Below are 15,482 nucleotides of genomic sequence, written 5' to 3' on the forward strand. Positions count from 1 at the left end.
TCAGAAGGCTGGTTGGCGAGACCCGGCGCGGCAGGCGCGTTCTTGGCGGAGTGAGCCGCCGCGCCGGGGTCAAATGAGCTGGTCAACGAGCGCAGGTCGGCCATTACGCGGCCTCCCCCATCGGCTCACCGGCGGCGGCCTCGAACCGGCCCGGCACCGTCCGCAACGTCACGCCCTCGACCCGGCGACGGATCCGGTGCGCCCGGCGGACGTCGGTGAACGAGTGCTGCACCCGGACGGCCGCGGCGTCCTCGGTGGCGGCCAGCTCCGCATCGACCGACGCGATCAGCGCGTCGATAGCCGACTCGTCCAAGCCGTCAGGGCAGTAGCCCTCAATTGCGGAAACACCCTCACCCAACCCGTCAACGACGGCCTGAGCTTCGCGGGTGATGGCTCGTGCGGTCCTCATCGTGGGTCCCTCTCGGTTGGTGTGCTGTGGAACACCACGAAGCTAACAGTTGATATGCAGGCCAACCAACTGGTTTCACCCGAATGGAGCACCAATGTGATCTTGACCAGCGACAACGCAACCAAACAGATGGTATTGTCTGCCGCGTCGGCAAATCAGATGATCTGCCGTTCACTGCCATTAGGGAGCCGCCAGACATGTCACGGCCACGCTCGGGAGTGCAGCGTTCGGAACCGTTGCACCAGCAGGTAGCCCGCAACATCCGCAACGACATCGAAGCTGGGCGTCTCCGCGATGGTCAGCAGCTCCCGTCGACACGTGAGCTTGCGGCGGAGTGGAACGTGAGCCCGTTCACCATCAATGAGGCGATGGATGCCCTGATCAAGGAAGGTCTTGTGGTGAGCAAGCCTCGCGCTGGCAGGGTGGTCCACGCGCCGCATGTAACGTCGGCGGCGCTCCCGAAGCCGACGTCGCCACGCGTGATCTTTGTCGGCGGCTATGCGGGCAGCGGCAAGACGGAACTCGGGCGCGTTATCGCCCGTGGCACCGGCTGGCCGATGCTGGACAAGGACACCCTCACCCGGCCAGTGGTCGAGGCCGCCCTAGAGCTGCTGGGCGAGTCGCCGAATGACCGGGAATCGACGGTATACGTCGATAAGATCCGCCCCCGCGAATATGAGGCACTTTCTAGTGCAATGACCGAGAACGTGCAATGCGGAAACAGTGCCATTGTCACTGCGCCGTTTATTCGTGAGTTCTCAGATTCCGCGTGGGTTAGTAGGATGCAGGCAACATGCCAAAGCATGGGTGCGACACCGACGTTTGTCTGGGTTTTCTGCGACGCGGAGACCATGCACACGTACGTGCGTCACCGAGGGGCGGCTCGCGACGCGCACAAGCTTGCAAACTGGGACGAGTACATATCCGGAATCAACTTGGATTTACGGCCACCCGTGCCGCACGTCGTAATCGACAACTCGGCGTCCAGCAGCCCTCTTCAAGAACAAGCAGCCAACCTGATTTCGCAAGTTCTATCAGAAAGCCAAGATAACCGATGACTAAAGTTCTCGTCAGTGTCGAAACCGATGACCTGGTCGGGCACCAGTTGTTCGGCCAACTCGAATCTGTCGAGGTCGTGCCGTACGACCCCACTGCCACGGAGCTGGACGACAACCAACGACTGGCCGACATATTCGTGCCGCCGTATCGGGGCACACCCCGGCCAATGCCACTCATGGCGCAAATGCCGCGCTTGAAGATGGTGCAACTTCTGTCGGCGGGGACCGACGAGTGGGAAGCGGCCGTACCTGCGAGGGTCACGCTGGCAAGTGCCCGGGGCGGGCATGCCGCACCCGTGTCCGAGTGGATCATCTCCGCGGCGCTCGCCCAGTACAGGCAATGGCCCGCTCTCGTACGCTTTCAGGACGAACACGTTTGGGCGCACCGTCGATTCGACGCGGACACACTTCGAGGCAAGAGGGTCCTGGTCATCGGCGCAGGTGCCATCGGCAACGCCGCGGCGAAGCTATTCGAGGCGTTCGGGGCACGTCCGACGCTGGTGGCAAGCAAGTCACGCCCGGGGGTGCACGGCGTCGCCGAGCTTCCGGACCTGATCGGCGGCCATCAGATCGTGGTAATCACGGCACCGCTCAATGACAGCACGTTGAACCTGGTCGACAAGAGCTTCCTGGCCGCGATGGATGATGGGGCTCTCCTCGTCAACGCGGGGCGCGGCAAGATCGTGGACACGGATGCCCTTGTGTCGGAAGTCCAGTCGGGGCGGCTCCGCGCTGCGCTCGACGTCACGGAACCGGAGCCCCTGCCAGCCGACCACCCGCTGTGGAGCTGCCACGGGGTCATCATCAGCCCCCACTCGGCGCGCACCGTCCCCGGAACGAACGCGCTGTGCTACGAAGTGGCGGTCGAGCAAGTGCGTGCGTTCCTCGCGGGCGAGGTGCCGCCCAACGCCACGAACCGTCGTCAGAGCTGACCGGAGAACGCTAGCGTGGAGGAATGGACCGACCAAGCGATTCCGGAGACGGCGCGGAACTGGGGTACGGCGACTACTACCGCCAGCACTCGCTGTGGGCGCGGCAGGCCGTCGACTCGCAAGCCAGGTTGATCGGCCTGTTCGACATGATGGCCAAGTGCGGCGCACCGTACCCGGCCGACATGCGTGCCGATGCGGTCCGCATGCGGCAGACGATGGGGCAGGTGGCCGATGTGATGGCCGCGCAGGCCCTCGCCTACGACGAGATGATGGCAGCTGGCGGGCCGGACAATTCCCGAGCCTGGGTCGAGTACGAGGCGATGACTCGACGTCATAGTGAGCTGCTGCCCCGGGAACACGGCACGGAGTGACGGAACCCTTTCCAGCGAAGTGACCACCCGAGCGTGACCGGTCCGCTACGGTGCCTGTAGGCAAGTGTCCACAGGCGGGACAACTGCCCACAAGGCGGGCGTAGGTCATCGGAGGGGTAACCGCAGTGTCTCAACCTGCACAGCAGCCGGGATGGCTCGACGGGCTGTACTTCAACATCGGCGACGCGTTCAGCGCCGGGGACGCGGCCGGCGCCGCGATGGGCGGTTCGTCGGGCGGGGGCGGCGCGCCGAGCGGCCAGGGATTCACCATGAGCCGCGACGACGCACAGGCCATGCTCAAACTGGCCAAAACCGTCCGCGAACACTTCGCCGACATGCGCCAAGACGCAAATGATCTGACCCAGTTGACGTCTCCGGCCGACGAGCCGACCAGCAACAACTACAACAAGCTCTTGGTCAACGAGGGCGAACCGAAAGGCGCGTTCGTCACGGGCGAGGACCAGGTCAAGCAGGAATTCGCCTACGCCAATGAGCTGGTGAAGCGCCTGGAGCAAGCGTTGGGGATCATCGAGTCGTCGGATGAGCAGGCCACGGACGACGTAAAGAACGCGGGCAAGCAGGGCGGGGGGTACGCAGGATGACGCGCCGCATGCTCATGACTGTCTTCGGAGCGGCTACGGTCGCGCTGGTTGCTGCGGGCTGTTCCGGCGGCTCGGCGGCTCCTCCGGCGACTGCTCCGCCAGCAGCGTCGTCGTCGTCGGCTGCGGCGGGTCTGCCGCACAGCGGGGCCCCGAAGGTGGAGCACCCGTTGCCCGAGTCGGTGCTGTCCGGGCAGCCCTGTCAGGAAGCGCTCACCTCGGGCCAGCTCGATGAGATCTTCGGCATGGTGCCGCAAGGCAAGCCGGACACTCTCGCTGGCATCGGCCCCAAGTGCAGGTGGGCCAACATCGACTCCGGCGCCGGGTTGTCGGTCTTCTACGCGACGCAGCCGCGCCACGGGCTCAGCGGGCTGTATCAGAACTCGAAACCGCGAGCCAAGGTGTGGCGGGTCCTTCCCCCGATTCAGGGGTTCCCCGCGATCGCGTTTTCGACAGACGACGCCGAGACCAGCATCCGGAATGGTTTATGCCAGGTGAGCGTGGGCATCTCGGACGAGCTGACGGTCGACGTGGGATTGACTCCCGGCGAGTCCAAGATGGGCAAGGTCGATCCTTGCGATTTGTCGGCACGGGTAGCGGACACGGTGGTTTCGAACCTGAAGCGCAAGGCGGGTGCGTGATGGGGTTTTTCGAAGTCCTCGGCGACGCGGCCAAAGCGGTGGGCGGGGCGCTGGAAGACGCTGCGGATTGGGTCGGGGACCGGGCCAGCGACGTGGGCCACTGGTTCGACGACCTCTACCACGGCAACCTCGGCGACCAGGCGGTCCCGGCACCGGAGCTGGTGGCGAAGGTCCTGGCCAGCCAGGGCGCGCAAAGCTGGCACCAGGGTGCCCAGCGGGCCACTGGTTTGGCGGGCAAACATGACCAGGCTGGTGCCTGGGTGCAGCAGTTGAGCGCCGGTCTCGAAGCGGCGTGGACTGGCGGCGGTGCCGATGCCGCGCAGGCGCGGATCAAGCCGTTCGCCGACGCGACCACGGCCGCCGCGCAGACTTACACCGGCAACGGGCAGAACCTGACCGATCTCGCGCACGGGTTCGACGCGATGAAGCAGAGCTTGCAGCCGATGCCGGGTGCTCCGCCGCACAAGAACCTCTGGGACGAGGCGACCTGGTGGAACACCGACACCGAGGACCAGATCAACCAGTACAACAAGACAGCCCAGGACAACCTCGACAAGTACCACGGGTACACCCAGCACGCCCAGACCAGCGGGCAAAGCNNGGGCAAAGCCTCAAGACCGACTACGGCCAGCTCAGCGGGTTCGACGGTGACGTGACCCTCTCCCAGCCCGGCACGGACAAGACGGGCGGCCCGGACGACGGGCACGGACCCAACGGCCACTCCCGGTCCGGATTCGGTCCTGCGAGCACGGGCGGCGGCCCGTCGAGCGCGTTCACGCCGAGCTATCCCGGCGGTACCGCGGTCTCTCCCGGTTCGAGCAGCCACCCACCGACCTACCAGCCGCCGAACCATCCGGTTGGGACCGGACCCGGGACAGGCGACGGCACGACCACGGCCGGGTGGACGCCGCCGGACCCGGGCCGGACAGTGGGGCCAGGTTGGGGTCCCTCGCCGTCGGTTCCGGTCGGTGGCGGGCCTGGTGGCGGGAATTCGTGGTCGCCGGGGCTGGTCGGCGGGTTCGGTCCGACCGGCGGGTTCGGCCCAGGCGGCGGCTCTCCGGGAGGCGGTTCGGGCGGGAGCCTGGGCGGCCGGGCAGGCGGTTCCGCGGGCATCGGCGCGGGCTCCGGGACTGGGTCTGGTGCGGGCGAACAGGCGGCGGGACGTGGTGGTGCCAACGCTGCGGCAGCCCGGGGCGCGGCCGGGGCCAAGGGGTCGGCAGGCATGGGCGGCATGGGTGCCGGAGGCGGCAAGGGCAAGGGCGAGGAGGACAAGGAGCACCAGCGCCGCTACGGGCTGGAGGACGATTCCGCGTTCGACATCACCGACGACGAGGACGGACGGTTGCGCGACCCGCGCACCGGGCTCCCGCCCACGCCCCCGACCATCGGCGGCTGAGACACCACGATGACGATCCTCGACAGACCGGTGCGCATCCCGCGCCCGGCGTTCTTCGTCGCGTGGAACCATCTCGGCGAGGGCACGCTCCCAGCGGTGATCGACCCGGACACCACCTACGCGACCGCGGACTTCTCGCGCGAACTGGAGCAGCGCACGCTGTCCCGGTTCGAGAGCGTGCGGCTGGCGACACCGGACGGGCGGCTGACCGCGCCGTTCCGGGCCACGCTGGAACTGCTCGCAGCACCGGAAAGGGAGCTGTACTCCTGGTCCGCGTTCCCCAACCGCCCTGGCGACAACGGCGCCGTGCTCGTCGCCTCCGCAGGCCGCAACGCCGTCCGGCTGATCACCGACCACCGCTCGATCCAGCTCGACCCGATCCCGCCCCACGAGCTGGCAGCCAGCCTGGCCGCAACCCTGCCCGACTACGGCCCGGCCAGGATCGGCCGCCTCCGCGTGCCCATGGCCTACCTCGACGGCCGCGACGCGGACCCGCTCTCGGAAGCCTCCGGGCACGCCGACCAGATCCGCCACCTCACCCGCACCGAACGCATCGGCGTACACAAGCTCTACGCAGCCACACGCAAGGGCAGCGACCGCACCCGCAGCACGCCGCTCACCGTCTACGACCTCGCCCGAACCGGACGCGTCCTCGCCTTCACCAGCACCGACGGCAGCGGCGGTCAAGAAGCCGTCATGTGCCCCGGCGACCGCACCAACCTCACCGACGCACTCAACCTCACCCTCACCGGACTGACCTGACAACACCAACAGGAGCCAACCTCGGCTTTGGGCCTAGTCTCATTTCTAGTCTCATTCGCCCCGGTTCACCCAGGTCCCCCGACCGGCGGACGGCGCGCTGACCTGCACCTCCGCAATCCGGGGCCCCCAGTGAACACCCACGAGCAGACTTGGAAAGCGTGTTGGGTTCACGCCCTCGCAGGTTCGAATCCTGTATCCTCCGCAGCGGTAATCCGAAGGTCCCGGCTTCTCAGAGGCCGGGACCTTCGGCGTTCCGCGGCAAATCCCTTGGCTGGCAACGATAATCCGCTGGCACAATCCAGGCATGGACCACCGCGCAGCTCAAGAATTCGCCGACCACTGGGCCAAGGCCTGGAACGCCCACGACCTCGACGCCCTGATGACCCACTTCGCCGACGACGTGACCTTCCGGTCCCCGGTCGCGGTCCAGGTGATCGGCGGCGACGGGGTGATCCGCGGCAAGGAGGCGCTGCGCGCGTACTGGGCCGAGGGGCTGCGCCGGATTCCCGATCTCCGCTTCGAGGTCCTCGGCGTCTACGCCGGGCTGGACGCGCTCGTCATCAACTACCGCAACCAGAAGGGCGGGCTGGTCAACGAGGTCCTGGTCTTCGACGGCCCGCTCGTCGTCGAGGGCTACGGCACGTACCTCGGCGACGACCCGAATCCGGCCGGCGCTCGCTGAACCGGGCGGCGGGCGGTCGCTGCCCGCGACCGGCGGCAGGGGCTGGGATCGGCCGAACGGCCCTACCCGCTAGGCTTCGCCGCAGACTTCATCGCAGCCGTCCGGAGAGGTTCCCCGGTGTCACGAATACCGTTTTGACCTGGGCGTCGGCCGTCGCACGCGCCACGAGAACCCGCAGGTCACCAGGCTGGAACGCGGGTTTCGGGCCCCGCGTGCGCACCACTGGCCAGTCGCCCGACAGGCCCCGGACTGCCGATCGCGTCCGGGGCTTTGTCGATTCTCCCGTTCCCACTTACTTACCGAAAACACTTGATCACGCTAAGTTTGTACGTGGTCGTTCCAGCCCCTGACGTACCGAGGAGCCCGCCCCCATGGCCGGAGTGGAAGAGATCCGCGCTGGTATCGCGCTCGCGAACGAGAAGGCGTCCGCGAGCATCGCCGCGCTGCAGCAGGCAGCGCAGGCGCTCGAAGAAGCACAGCTGTCGCTGTCCCAAGCCACCCAGGGCAGCAGCCAGCACGAGGTGAACCAGGCGCACGGCCTGCTCGCCGAGGCGCTGCAGGGAATCACCGGGATGCAGAGCACCATCCAGGCCGGCATCTCGTCGGCCGATTCCTACTCGGCGCGGCTTTAACGCCGATGTCCGGGCTCGCCGAAATCCACCAGTTGCTCACCGCCGCGCGAGCGGGGGTCGGCGACGGACGGGCGCACGCCGAGCGGGCGAGGACTCTGCTCGGCGACGCCCGGCGCGCACTCGTCGACGCGCAGGCCAAGGCAGATCCGTGGCTGCCCGGGCAATTGGCGCAGGCCGACGAGGCGCTCGAGCATCTCCTCACCCGTTTAGCCGCCGCCGACGATTTAGTGGGCGGATACCAGTCACGCCTGTAGGGATGAGATGGCCAGCAAGGCAGCCGAGCAACGCAATCGTGTGCAAACCGCCCTCGACCGGGTCCGGCACCAGATCGGGCTCGTGCTCGGGGCCGCGGCCGGCGCGCGCGAAATGGCCGAGGCCGAGGTGGCGCGGCTGACGCTGGAACAGGAGATCGTCCGGGTCGGCATGGACCACGCCGATCCGGCCCAGCAGACGGAGTGGGCCCGGCATCCGGCGGCGCACGAGGTGTTCGCCGCGCTCGGCGGCACCCGCGCCGCCTTCTACACCGACTGGAGCGCCGGGCCCGGCGAGCTGCGCGACCTCGTCGCCGCGCACGCGCCGGGCCCGGCCGGACGGCCGCCGAGCGAATGGCTCGGCCGCGTCGGCACGAATCCCGGCGTCACCGCGCCCGGGCTGTGGCGGGTCGGCTCGGCCACCGCGGCCGGCCGCGACATCTCGCGCACGTTCGACGTCGCCGTGCCGTTGCTGGACGAATCGCACCTGGCCATCACGTCCGCGCCGAAAACGCGGCCGGTGGTGGACGGGATCGTGCAGGGCCTGCTGATGCGCGTGCTGTCGGCGTTCGAGCCCGGCGCGGTGAAAATCCACCTGTGGGACGTCGGGCAGCTCACCGCGATCCTGCCGGACCTGTACCCGCTCAGCCGCACGAGCGCGCTGTCGCTGTACGACCCGACGCGGCTGGAGGATCTGCTCGACGAACTCGCCGGGCACATCCGCCGGATCCACGCCACCGGCATGCAGGCGGGCCACACCTCGTTGCGGGAACTGCGAAAAGCCACCGGGCAGCGCCTGGAGCCGTATCGGATCGCGGTGCTGTACGGCAACGGAGAAACCCTCGACGCGGAACGCGCGCGCGACCTCAAACGCGTGGCCAGCGGCGCGCTCGCGGCCGGGATCTGCCTGATCCTGGTGGACGTGCCCACCGCGGTGAGCGCGTCGATCGAAACGCTCAGCCTGCTGGACGAACGCCGCGCGGTCAGCAGCATGACCGGCAGCGACCTGGTGGTGGACCTGGATCCGCCGCTGCCGTCCGGGCAGGTCATCCGCGCGGCGAACCGGATCGCCGAAGCGCTGATCGCCAAACAGGGCGGCCCGCGGTCGTTCGCCGACCTGATGCCCGCCGAGATCGGCCAGGAGAGTTCCGCGCGCGAGCTGCGCGCGCCGATCGGGTTCCACGAGGGCGAAGCCGTCGAAGTGGTGATCGGCGACGCGAGCCCGCACGCGCTCATCGGCGGACCGAGCGGTTCGGGGAAAACGAATTTCCTGTACGCGTTGCTGGGCAGTCTCGCCGCGCGTTACTCGCCCGACGAGCTGGCGTTGTATCTGCTGGACTTCAAGGAAGGCGTCTCGTTCGCCGGTCTCGCGCCCGGGCGCAAGGACTCCAGCTGGCTGCCGCACGCGAAACTGGTCGGGGTCAACGTCAACACCGACCGCGAATTCGGGTTGGCGCTGCTGCGTTTCCTCGCCGACGAATTGCGCCGCCGTTCCGCCGCGGCCAAGGAACACGAGGTCACGAACCTGGCCGACCTGCGGGAACAGGATCCGGGCGGGCACTGGCCGCGGATCGTCGCGGTGATCGACGAATTCCAGTACCTGTTCGCCGGACGCGACCAGGTGACCGCGCAGGCCACGCAATTGCTGGAAGACATCGCGCGCCGGGGTCGATCCCAAGGCATTCACCTGGTGCTGGCCAGCCAGGACGTCGCGGGGATCGAGGCGTTCTGGGGCAAGCCCGCGGTGTTCGAACAGTGCACGCTGCGGATCGCGATGCCGAAGGCGCGGCGGGTGCTCGCGGAGACGAACAACGCGGCCGTCTCCGCACCGAAGTGGCACGCGGTGATCAACCACGATTCCGGGGTCGCGCACGGCAACCAGCTCGCGCATGTCCCGGACGCGAGCACGCGCAACGTATTCGTTAACCTGCAGCAGAAACTCTGGGAACTCTACGCCGGCCGATTCACCCGGCCCCGCCTGTTCGACGGTGCGCATTCGCCAATCCTGGAACAGTTCCCGGCCTATCTGGAACTCAAGCCGAGCCCTCAGCCGCGAGCGATCCTTGGCCAGTCGATCGACGTCACCGAGGCCGCCTGCGGGGTGGAGTTGCCTCGCGTACCCGGCCGGAACGTCGCGGTGCTCGGCGGCGCGACCGCGGAGGCGCTGTCCATTATGGACTCCGCTGCGCGTTCGCTTTCCAAGCAGATGAAGGAAGGCGAGGTCGAGTTCCTGCTGCATTGCCCGATCGAAGCGAGTTCGTCCGCCGTCCTGGATCTCAAGGACCGGCTAGTCGCCGATGGACATCTCGCGACGCTGACCGACAACCTGTCCGCCGAACTGGAGACCATCGTCGAATCGCTCGACACGACGATGCCGCGCATTCTCCTGCTGTACGGGGTGGACGCGGCGCTGCCGTCGTTGGAAGCCAAAGCCGTCGGGCAGCTGAAGAGCGGCCTCGACCATCTGCGGACGCTGCTGAAAAACGGTCCGTCCCACGGCGTGCACCTCATCGGATGGTGGCGCAGCGTCGCGCGGCTCAAGGACACCCTCGGCTTCGGCGGCACGGACGACATCGGCACCTGGGCCGCCCTGGACGTCCAGGGCAACGAACTGTCGCCGTTCGCCGCGGGCCAGGTCGTGCACTGGTCGCCGCGGCCAGGCCGGGCCTTGTTCTTCGACCGCACCACGCACGGGGCGCCGGAAGTCATCATTCCGTTCCAGCGCCCGGAAACCGAGCCGACCGCGGGAGGCATGCCGTGACCGAGGGAACCCCCAGCCCCGCCATGCGGTACAAGGAAATCGTCGGCCGGGCCCGCGGTTCGGCGGACAACCTGCGCGCGTGGGAACTGGCCCGAGCGGAAGAAATCGAACGGCTGCTGGCGGACGCGCACGCCGCGGTCGCCGCCGCGCGCGATCAGGAGGAGAAGACCCGCGAACGCGCGAACCGCTGGTGGAAGATGGCGCTGCACAACGTGTCCCGGCTGAGTTTCGTCGAGGTGCTGGACGATCCGCAGCCGGTCACCACCGCGCGTCCGCAGTATTTGGAACGGTATCTGGAAGAAGTCAAGCCGAGTTACCAGGAGCTGGTCCAGGCGGTGCTGGGGCTGGGGTGGCGGGCTAAACGCTGACCTGGTTTTCGCCGGCGAGCCAGTTTTGTCGGTGGTCGGTCCTAGCATGCGAAGCATGCCAAGATATGTCGACGAGGACCTGCACGGCGCGGAGTTCCGCGAGTGCGATCTGACCGGGGCGCGCCTGATCGGCGTCGTCATGCAAGACGCCGTGATCGACGGGCTCGTCACCAACCTCGTGGTGAACGGGGTCGAGGTGACCGAGTACGTCGAGGCGGAGCTGGACCGGCGGTATCCGGTGCGGGTGCTGATCCGCTCCGATGACCTCGCCGACCTGCGCGAAGCAGCACGGCAGCTGCACGCCGGCTGGGCCGCCACGATCGAACGAATCCGCCGCGCCCCCGGCATCGAGAGCCGCAGGGTGAACGACGAGTGGTCAGCCGCGCAGACGTTGCGCCATCTGGTCTTCGTCCACGACTCGTGGTTCCGTCGCTGCTGTCTTGGCTCGACGGAGCTGTTCACGCCGATGGGCATCGGACCGGACGTCGAGCCCTACCGGGAAGCGCACGGGCTGGACCTCTCGCTCGACCCGTCTCTCGACGAGATCGTGCGAGTGCGCGCCGCGCAGACCGCCGAACTGGAGGCTTGGCTCGACGAAGTCACCGCGGCAGAGCTCGCAGCGCCAGCGCCGGTGCCCGAAGACGATGTCTGGCCGCCGTACGCCCGCGGCCGCTCCGTGCGGCGATGTCTTGGCACGGTGCTCAACGAGACCTTCGAGCACCACGGCTTCTGCGTGCGCGATCTCGACCTGATCGAAGGCGAAAAGCCGTGAGGGGAACCCGGCGGTTCCCCTCACGGACAATCAGCTACGCCGTGCGCTGCAGCAACCGGTCGAACTGGTCGAGCAGGTCGTTGGCGAAGTCCGCGAACGGATTCCCCGCCGACGGACGGAACCGCACCACCTGCGGGTCGTGGTCGCTCGCCTGGTCCGCGAACTCGGCGTTGACATGCACCACGTCGTAGTCCACGCCGCGCGGAGCGGCCGAGGCCAGGATGTGGTCGAGCACCTGCGACTGCCCCTCGAACACGTAGCTGTAGCGCTCGGCCGGCGGCAGCGTCGAGATCAGGTCCTTCAGCAACCCGCCCGCCGTCAGCTTCGCCAGCGCGGGCGAGAACTGGTAGTCGTTCAGGTCGCCGGCCACCACGACGTTCGCCCGCGGGTCCGCGTTGAGCAGCTGCGCCACAAAGCCCTGCAGCACGGTCGCCTGCTTCTGCCGCTGCACCTCGGAGCTGCGCGTCGGCGGCTGGTAACGGCCGTGCGTCGGCTGGTCGCCGCCCTTCGAGTTGAAGTGGTTGGCCAGCACGAAAACGGTGCGGCCGCGGAACACGAACTCCCCGGCCAGCGGCTTGCGGCTGTCCTCCCACGCCTCGTTGCCCGGGTCGACCCGGCCCGGCGACTGCGTCAGGTGTGCCTTGCCGTGCTCGGAAACCACGCCCACCGAAGAGGTCGGGCCGCCACCCGGACGATCCACAAAGGACACCCGGGCCGGGTTGAACAGGAAGCCGACGCGGATGTTGCCGCCCGGCTGTCCGCCGTCCTCGTCGTTCACCGGGTTGATCTGCCGCCACTGGTACTGCGGGCCGCCCGCGGCCACGACCGCGTCGGTGAACTTCTTCAGAGTCGCGTCGGCGTCGACCGTGCCGTCGTCGGTCGCCCCGCTGTTGTCCTGGATTTCTTCCAGGGTGACGATGTCCGGCGTCGCGAGGTTGTCGACGATGCCGTGCGCGAGCTGCGCGTACTTGGTGTCCGAATCGGACGGTGCGAGGTTCTCGACGTTGTAGGTCGCCACCGAAAGCTCGCCCGGACGCTGCTTGCGCGTGGTTTCCTTCTGCAGCTTGTTGTCCTTGGCCGCGCCCAGCTTGGACGCGAACAGCGTGTACCCGCCGTAGTTGCTGTACTCGACCGGACCGGAGGTGACCCCGGTAAGCACGTCTCCGGTGTTGACCTTCGGAGCCGCCTGCTGCGCGGACGGGATGATCGACTGGACCTTCAGCACGCCAGTGTTGATCTTGTCGTAGCCGAGGTAAACAGTGCCGCCGCGCGGAGTCTGGTTCTGCTGCGGTTTCGTGGTCACGTACAGCTCGCCGTACTTGTTGCTCGGGCCGACCACGCGCGCGTCGGAAACCTGGACGGTCTCGCTTTCGTGCGACTCCCAGAAGTCCAGCGCGTACTTCGCCGGCTCCAGCGGCAGCGGCTCGATGTTGCCGCCCGCGTTGGGGGCCAGCACGTCCGGCACCTGGTCCGGTGTCAGCACCGTCGGCGCGGGCAGCGGATTCCCCTGCGAGTCGACCGTCCACTGTGCACTGGTCAGCTCGGTCAGCGACTGGTAGTTCGAGGTCGCGGGCGCGTCCGGGTAGTACTCCTTGACCTTGCCCTTCGCGGTGATCGCGTCGCCGACCGCCACGTCCGGGGCGGTCGATCCGGTGAACACGAACAGGCCCTCGCTGGTGCGCGGGTCGCTGTCCGGATGCGGGTCGGTGATCCAGAACCCGCGCGCCGAGCCGAAGCTCCGCACCGCGGTGACGATGCCGGTGACGTCCTCGACCTGCTTGTCCTTGAACGGCGAAATCCGCGTGGTGCCCTGGATGTCGTGGATCTTCGCCGGCACCCCGGGTTCGCCCGGCTGGGTGCCGGGGGTCTCGCCCTTGGTGTTGGTGGGCGTCGGGTCGCCGACGGTGAAGTCCGCGCTGTTGTTGTCGGTGTCGGCGAGCGTCGCCGCCCGCGCGACGGATGTCGTGTTGGATGCCGCGGCGGCCGGGGTTCCTTCGCGGACAACGGCATCGCCGAAACCGACGAGGTCCTTGACACGGCTGTCGGCCAGGCAGTCGGCGGCGGTCTTGCAGGTCAGCGGCGCGCTGTCGGACACGAGCGCGACGGTGCCGGCAGTCGCGGACATCGCGATGCCGCCAGTCGCGTCGGGCGTCGGCAGCGCGACCGTGCCGCCGTTCCCCTTCCCCTCCGCGACGAGGTAGCGGCCCTTCGGCGCGACCGCCCCGGCGAGCGGCGTGACCTGCCACTTGCTCGATGCGCTCGCCGAAGCAGGCAGGTACTGGACGCTGTACCCGTCGAGCGCGACCGGCGCGCCGCCGTGGTTGGCCAGCTCGATGAAGTCGTTGGTCAGCGTGGCGCCGGAATTGCCGCCACCGCCGTAGACCTCGGCGATCAGGGCGTCCGCGCTCGGCGCCGCCGAAGCGGGCGCGGCCAGTCCGCCCAACGCGAGAGCAGCGGCCGAGGCCACCATCGCGCCTCTGGTCAGTCTTGCCCCACCGGCGCTGCGGCCCCCGGCGGGACGACGGGATATGGTCACCCTGAGTCCCCTCTGCATGTCAACGGTCGAGGCATCGTCCCCCGAACAAGCGAAGCAGAGGAAGACGAAAGAGCAACGATTCGTAACGAGCTGGAGGGATTTCCTCCTTTGGACGGGTTGACGCAATGATCACGCTCGTACTCGGCGGAGACGTCAACCTGCAGGGCCGGGCGAACCCGGAAACGGCGTTCCACCCGCTGAGCTCGCTGCTCACCGGCGCTGACGTGCGGTTCGTGAATCTCGAGGGACCGCTGTCCGGCTCGACCGGCATGGACATCCCGCACAAGCCGAACTGGCGGCACTCGCCGCCGGAGATGGTCGCCGCGCTGACCGCCGCCGAGATCGACGTGGTGTCGGTGGCCAACAACGTCACCTACCCGCCGGCCGCGGCGATGGCGAGCCTCGCCGTGCTGGACCGCGCCGGGATCGCGCATTGCGGCGCGGGCGCGAACCTCGCCGAAGCGCACGCACCGGCCATACTCGAACGCCCTGGCGGCCGGATCGCGTTCCTCGCCTACACGTCGCTGTGCTGGCCCGTCGGGCAGGAAGCGACGGAAGACTCGCCAGGCGTCGCCGTGGCGGGCGCTTACACGTCGTACCAACCGGATCCGCGCGTCCTGGACGTCCCGGGCCGGCCGCCGATCGTGCACACCACGCCGGTCCGCCGCGACCTGGAACTGCTGCTCGCCGACATCCGCCGCGCCCGCACCGAGGCCGACCACGTCGTGGTGTCGATGCATTGGGGCCTGCCCGGCGAAGAGCTGACCGAATACCAGGTGACCTACGCGCACGCGATCATCGACGCCGGCGCCGACCTGGTCGTCGGGCACGGGCCGCACACCGTGCAGCCGGTCGAGGTGTATCGCGGCCGGCCGATCCTCTACAGCCTGGGCAATCTCGTCTTCGACTGGCCCGCCATGCGCGACCGGCACCGCGACGGCCTGCTCGCCGGGTGCGTCGTCGGCGAGCAGATACGGGTCGAATTAGTGCCGATTCGCCGCGGCGAAGACAACGAATGCGTACCGTTGACCGGAGCCGAGGCCGACGAAGCGCTGCAGCGGTTTGTCGACTCGTCCGCGCGCCGCGGGACGAGCGTGACGGTCAGTGACGGCTTCGCGACCGTCGAAGGGCTTCGCGGCTAGCCCGCCGATCCCGCCGTCACCCGGACGGCGCATCTGCCTTAAATGCAGCTCAAGCCCGGGGTCGACTGGTACCGGGCGGGAGTACCTTACCGATGAGCACGGAAACTGTGGCCCAGACCACTTTCGGGTCGCCCCGGCGCTCACGGGTAGCACCTCGCGGGGGAGGCGAC

Annotated in this window: 16 protein-coding genes; 14 read left to right on the top strand and 2 right to left on the bottom strand. The window is 68.3% G+C overall.

The window, feature by feature from the left end:
- Positions 1-103 precede the first annotated feature (103 nt).
- Positions 104-313, bottom strand: a complete 210-nt coding sequence (locus L942_RS01465; RefSeq protein ID WP_158684400.1) for a hypothetical protein — start codon at positions 311-313, stop codon at positions 104-106.
- 293 nt (positions 314-606) lie between these two features.
- Here L942_RS01465 and L942_RS42645 point away from each other — a divergent pair, with 293 nt between their 5' ends.
- The 13 genes from L942_RS42645 to L942_RS01525 all read left to right on the top strand — a co-directional run bounded on the left by L942_RS42645 (position 607) and on the right by L942_RS01525 (position 11,634).
- Positions 607-1,467 carry a GntR family transcriptional regulator gene (locus L942_RS42645; protein ID WP_081654900.1) on the top strand — a complete coding sequence of 287 codons (861 nt, stop codon included), beginning with the start codon at positions 607-609 and terminating at the stop codon, positions 1,465-1,467.
- The gene (locus L942_RS01470; RefSeq protein WP_037353863.1) at positions 1,464-2,399 is read left to right on the top strand and encodes an NAD(P)-dependent oxidoreductase; all 936 of its coding nucleotides are present in this window, start codon (positions 1,464-1,466) and stop codon (positions 2,397-2,399) included. Before L942_RS42645 ends, L942_RS01470 begins: the two co-directional genes overlap by 4 nt.
- Positions 2,400-2,422: 23 nt before the next feature.
- Entirely contained in the window at positions 2,423-2,770 is a 348-nt protein-coding gene (locus L942_RS01475) for a hypothetical protein (RefSeq protein ID WP_037353865.1), read from the top strand.
- A 125-nt stretch (positions 2,771-2,895) separates the two neighbouring features.
- Complete coding sequence (locus tag L942_RS41835; RefSeq protein ID WP_051165657.1) at positions 2,896-3,372, top strand: hypothetical protein; 477 nt, start codon at positions 2,896-2,898, stop codon at positions 3,370-3,372.
- A 14-nt stretch (positions 3,373-3,386) separates the two neighbouring features.
- Positions 3,387-4,010, top strand: a complete 624-nt coding sequence (locus tag L942_RS01485) for a DUF3558 domain-containing protein (protein WP_235078861.1) — start codon at positions 3,387-3,389, stop codon at positions 4,008-4,010.
- Between the two features lie 1,222 nt (positions 4,011-5,232).
- Positions 5,233-5,406: a hypothetical protein gene (locus L942_RS44095; protein WP_158684401.1), complete on the top strand. Its 174-nt coding sequence runs from the start codon at positions 5,233-5,235 to the stop codon at positions 5,404-5,406.
- 9 nt (positions 5,407-5,415) lie between these two features.
- Positions 5,416-6,168 (top strand): ESX secretion-associated protein EspG, encoded by a 753-nt coding sequence (locus L942_RS01495; protein ID WP_037353868.1) that lies wholly within the window; start codon positions 5,416-5,418, stop codon positions 6,166-6,168.
- Between the two features lie 304 nt (positions 6,169-6,472).
- The gene (locus tag L942_RS01500; RefSeq protein ID WP_037353870.1) at positions 6,473-6,850 is read left to right on the top strand and encodes a nuclear transport factor 2 family protein; all 378 of its coding nucleotides are present in this window, start codon (positions 6,473-6,475) and stop codon (positions 6,848-6,850) included.
- Between the two features lie 371 nt (positions 6,851-7,221).
- The gene (locus L942_RS01505) at positions 7,222-7,482 is read left to right on the top strand and encodes a hypothetical protein (protein WP_009084635.1); all 261 of its coding nucleotides are present in this window, start codon (positions 7,222-7,224) and stop codon (positions 7,480-7,482) included.
- 5 nt (positions 7,483-7,487) lie between these two features.
- Positions 7,488-7,736, top strand: coding sequence for a hypothetical protein (locus L942_RS01510; protein WP_009084637.1), 249 nt, complete (start codon positions 7,488-7,490; stop codon positions 7,734-7,736).
- 7 nt (positions 7,737-7,743) lie between these two features.
- Positions 7,744-10,494 (top strand): FtsK/SpoIIIE domain-containing protein, encoded by a 2,751-nt coding sequence (locus tag L942_RS01515; protein WP_037353874.1) that lies wholly within the window; start codon positions 7,744-7,746, stop codon positions 10,492-10,494.
- 23 nt (positions 10,495-10,517) lie between these two features.
- Complete coding sequence (locus L942_RS01520; protein WP_440201289.1) at positions 10,518-10,862, top strand: hypothetical protein; 345 nt, start codon at positions 10,518-10,520, stop codon at positions 10,860-10,862.
- A gap of 55 nt (positions 10,863-10,917) precedes the next feature.
- Entirely contained in the window at positions 10,918-11,634 is a 717-nt protein-coding gene (locus tag L942_RS01525; protein ID WP_037354361.1) for a DinB family protein, read from the top strand.
- Between the two features lie 34 nt (positions 11,635-11,668).
- Here L942_RS01525 and L942_RS01530 read toward each other — a convergent pair whose 3' ends face one another.
- The gene (locus tag L942_RS01530) at positions 11,669-14,104 is read right to left on the bottom strand and encodes an endonuclease/exonuclease/phosphatase family protein (protein WP_037353880.1); all 2,436 of its coding nucleotides are present in this window, start codon (positions 14,102-14,104) and stop codon (positions 11,669-11,671) included.
- Between the two features lie 191 nt (positions 14,105-14,295).
- Here L942_RS01530 and L942_RS01535 point away from each other — a divergent pair, with 191 nt between their 5' ends.
- Positions 14,296-15,312 carry a CapA family protein gene (locus L942_RS01535; protein WP_037353882.1) on the top strand — a complete coding sequence of 339 codons (1,017 nt, stop codon included), beginning with the start codon at positions 14,296-14,298 and terminating at the stop codon, positions 15,310-15,312.
- Positions 15,313-15,482 lie beyond the last annotated feature (170 nt).

It is taken from the genome of Amycolatopsis orientalis DSM 43388 (genome assembly GCF_000411975.1).
GTDB lineage: Bacteria > Actinomycetota > Actinomycetes > Mycobacteriales > Pseudonocardiaceae > Amycolatopsis > Amycolatopsis orientalis_D.

Bases quoted from the DNA above. Each gene is read 5' to 3' on its own strand.
- L942_RS42645 (WP_081654900.1), top strand. From the start codon at position 607: ATGTCACGGCCACGCTCGGGAGTGCAGCGTTCGGAACCGTTGCACCAG.
- L942_RS01470 (WP_037353863.1), top strand. From the start codon at position 1,464: ATGACTAAAGTTCTCGTCAGTGTCGAAACCGATGACCTGGTCGGGCAC.
- L942_RS01475 (WP_037353865.1), top strand. From the start codon at position 2,423: ATGGACCGACCAAGCGATTCCGGAGACGGCGCGGAACTGGGGTACGGC.
- L942_RS01485 (WP_235078861.1), top strand. From the start codon at position 3,387: ATGACTGTCTTCGGAGCGGCTACGGTCGCGCTGGTTGCTGCGGGCTGT.
- L942_RS44095 (WP_158684401.1), top strand. From the start codon at position 5,233: ATGGGCGGCATGGGTGCCGGAGGCGGCAAGGGCAAGGGCGAGGAGGAC.
- L942_RS01495 (WP_037353868.1), top strand. From the start codon at position 5,416: ATGACGATCCTCGACAGACCGGTGCGCATCCCGCGCCCGGCGTTCTTC.
- L942_RS01500 (WP_037353870.1), top strand. From the start codon at position 6,473: ATGGACCACCGCGCAGCTCAAGAATTCGCCGACCACTGGGCCAAGGCC.
- L942_RS01505 (WP_009084635.1), top strand. From the start codon at position 7,222: ATGGCCGGAGTGGAAGAGATCCGCGCTGGTATCGCGCTCGCGAACGAG.
- L942_RS01510 (WP_009084637.1), top strand. From the start codon at position 7,488: ATGTCCGGGCTCGCCGAAATCCACCAGTTGCTCACCGCCGCGCGAGCG.
- L942_RS01515 (WP_037353874.1), top strand. From the start codon at position 7,744: ATGGCCAGCAAGGCAGCCGAGCAACGCAATCGTGTGCAAACCGCCCTC.
- L942_RS01520 (WP_440201289.1), top strand. From the start codon at position 10,518: ATGCGGTACAAGGAAATCGTCGGCCGGGCCCGCGGTTCGGCGGACAAC.
- L942_RS01525 (WP_037354361.1), top strand. From the start codon at position 10,918: ATGCCAAGATATGTCGACGAGGACCTGCACGGCGCGGAGTTCCGCGAG.
- L942_RS01530 (WP_037353880.1), bottom strand. From the start codon at position 14,104: ATGGTGGCCTCGGCCGCTGCTCTCGCGTTGGGCGGACTGGCCGCGCCC.
- L942_RS01535 (WP_037353882.1), top strand. From the start codon at position 14,296: ATGATCACGCTCGTACTCGGCGGAGACGTCAACCTGCAGGGCCGGGCG.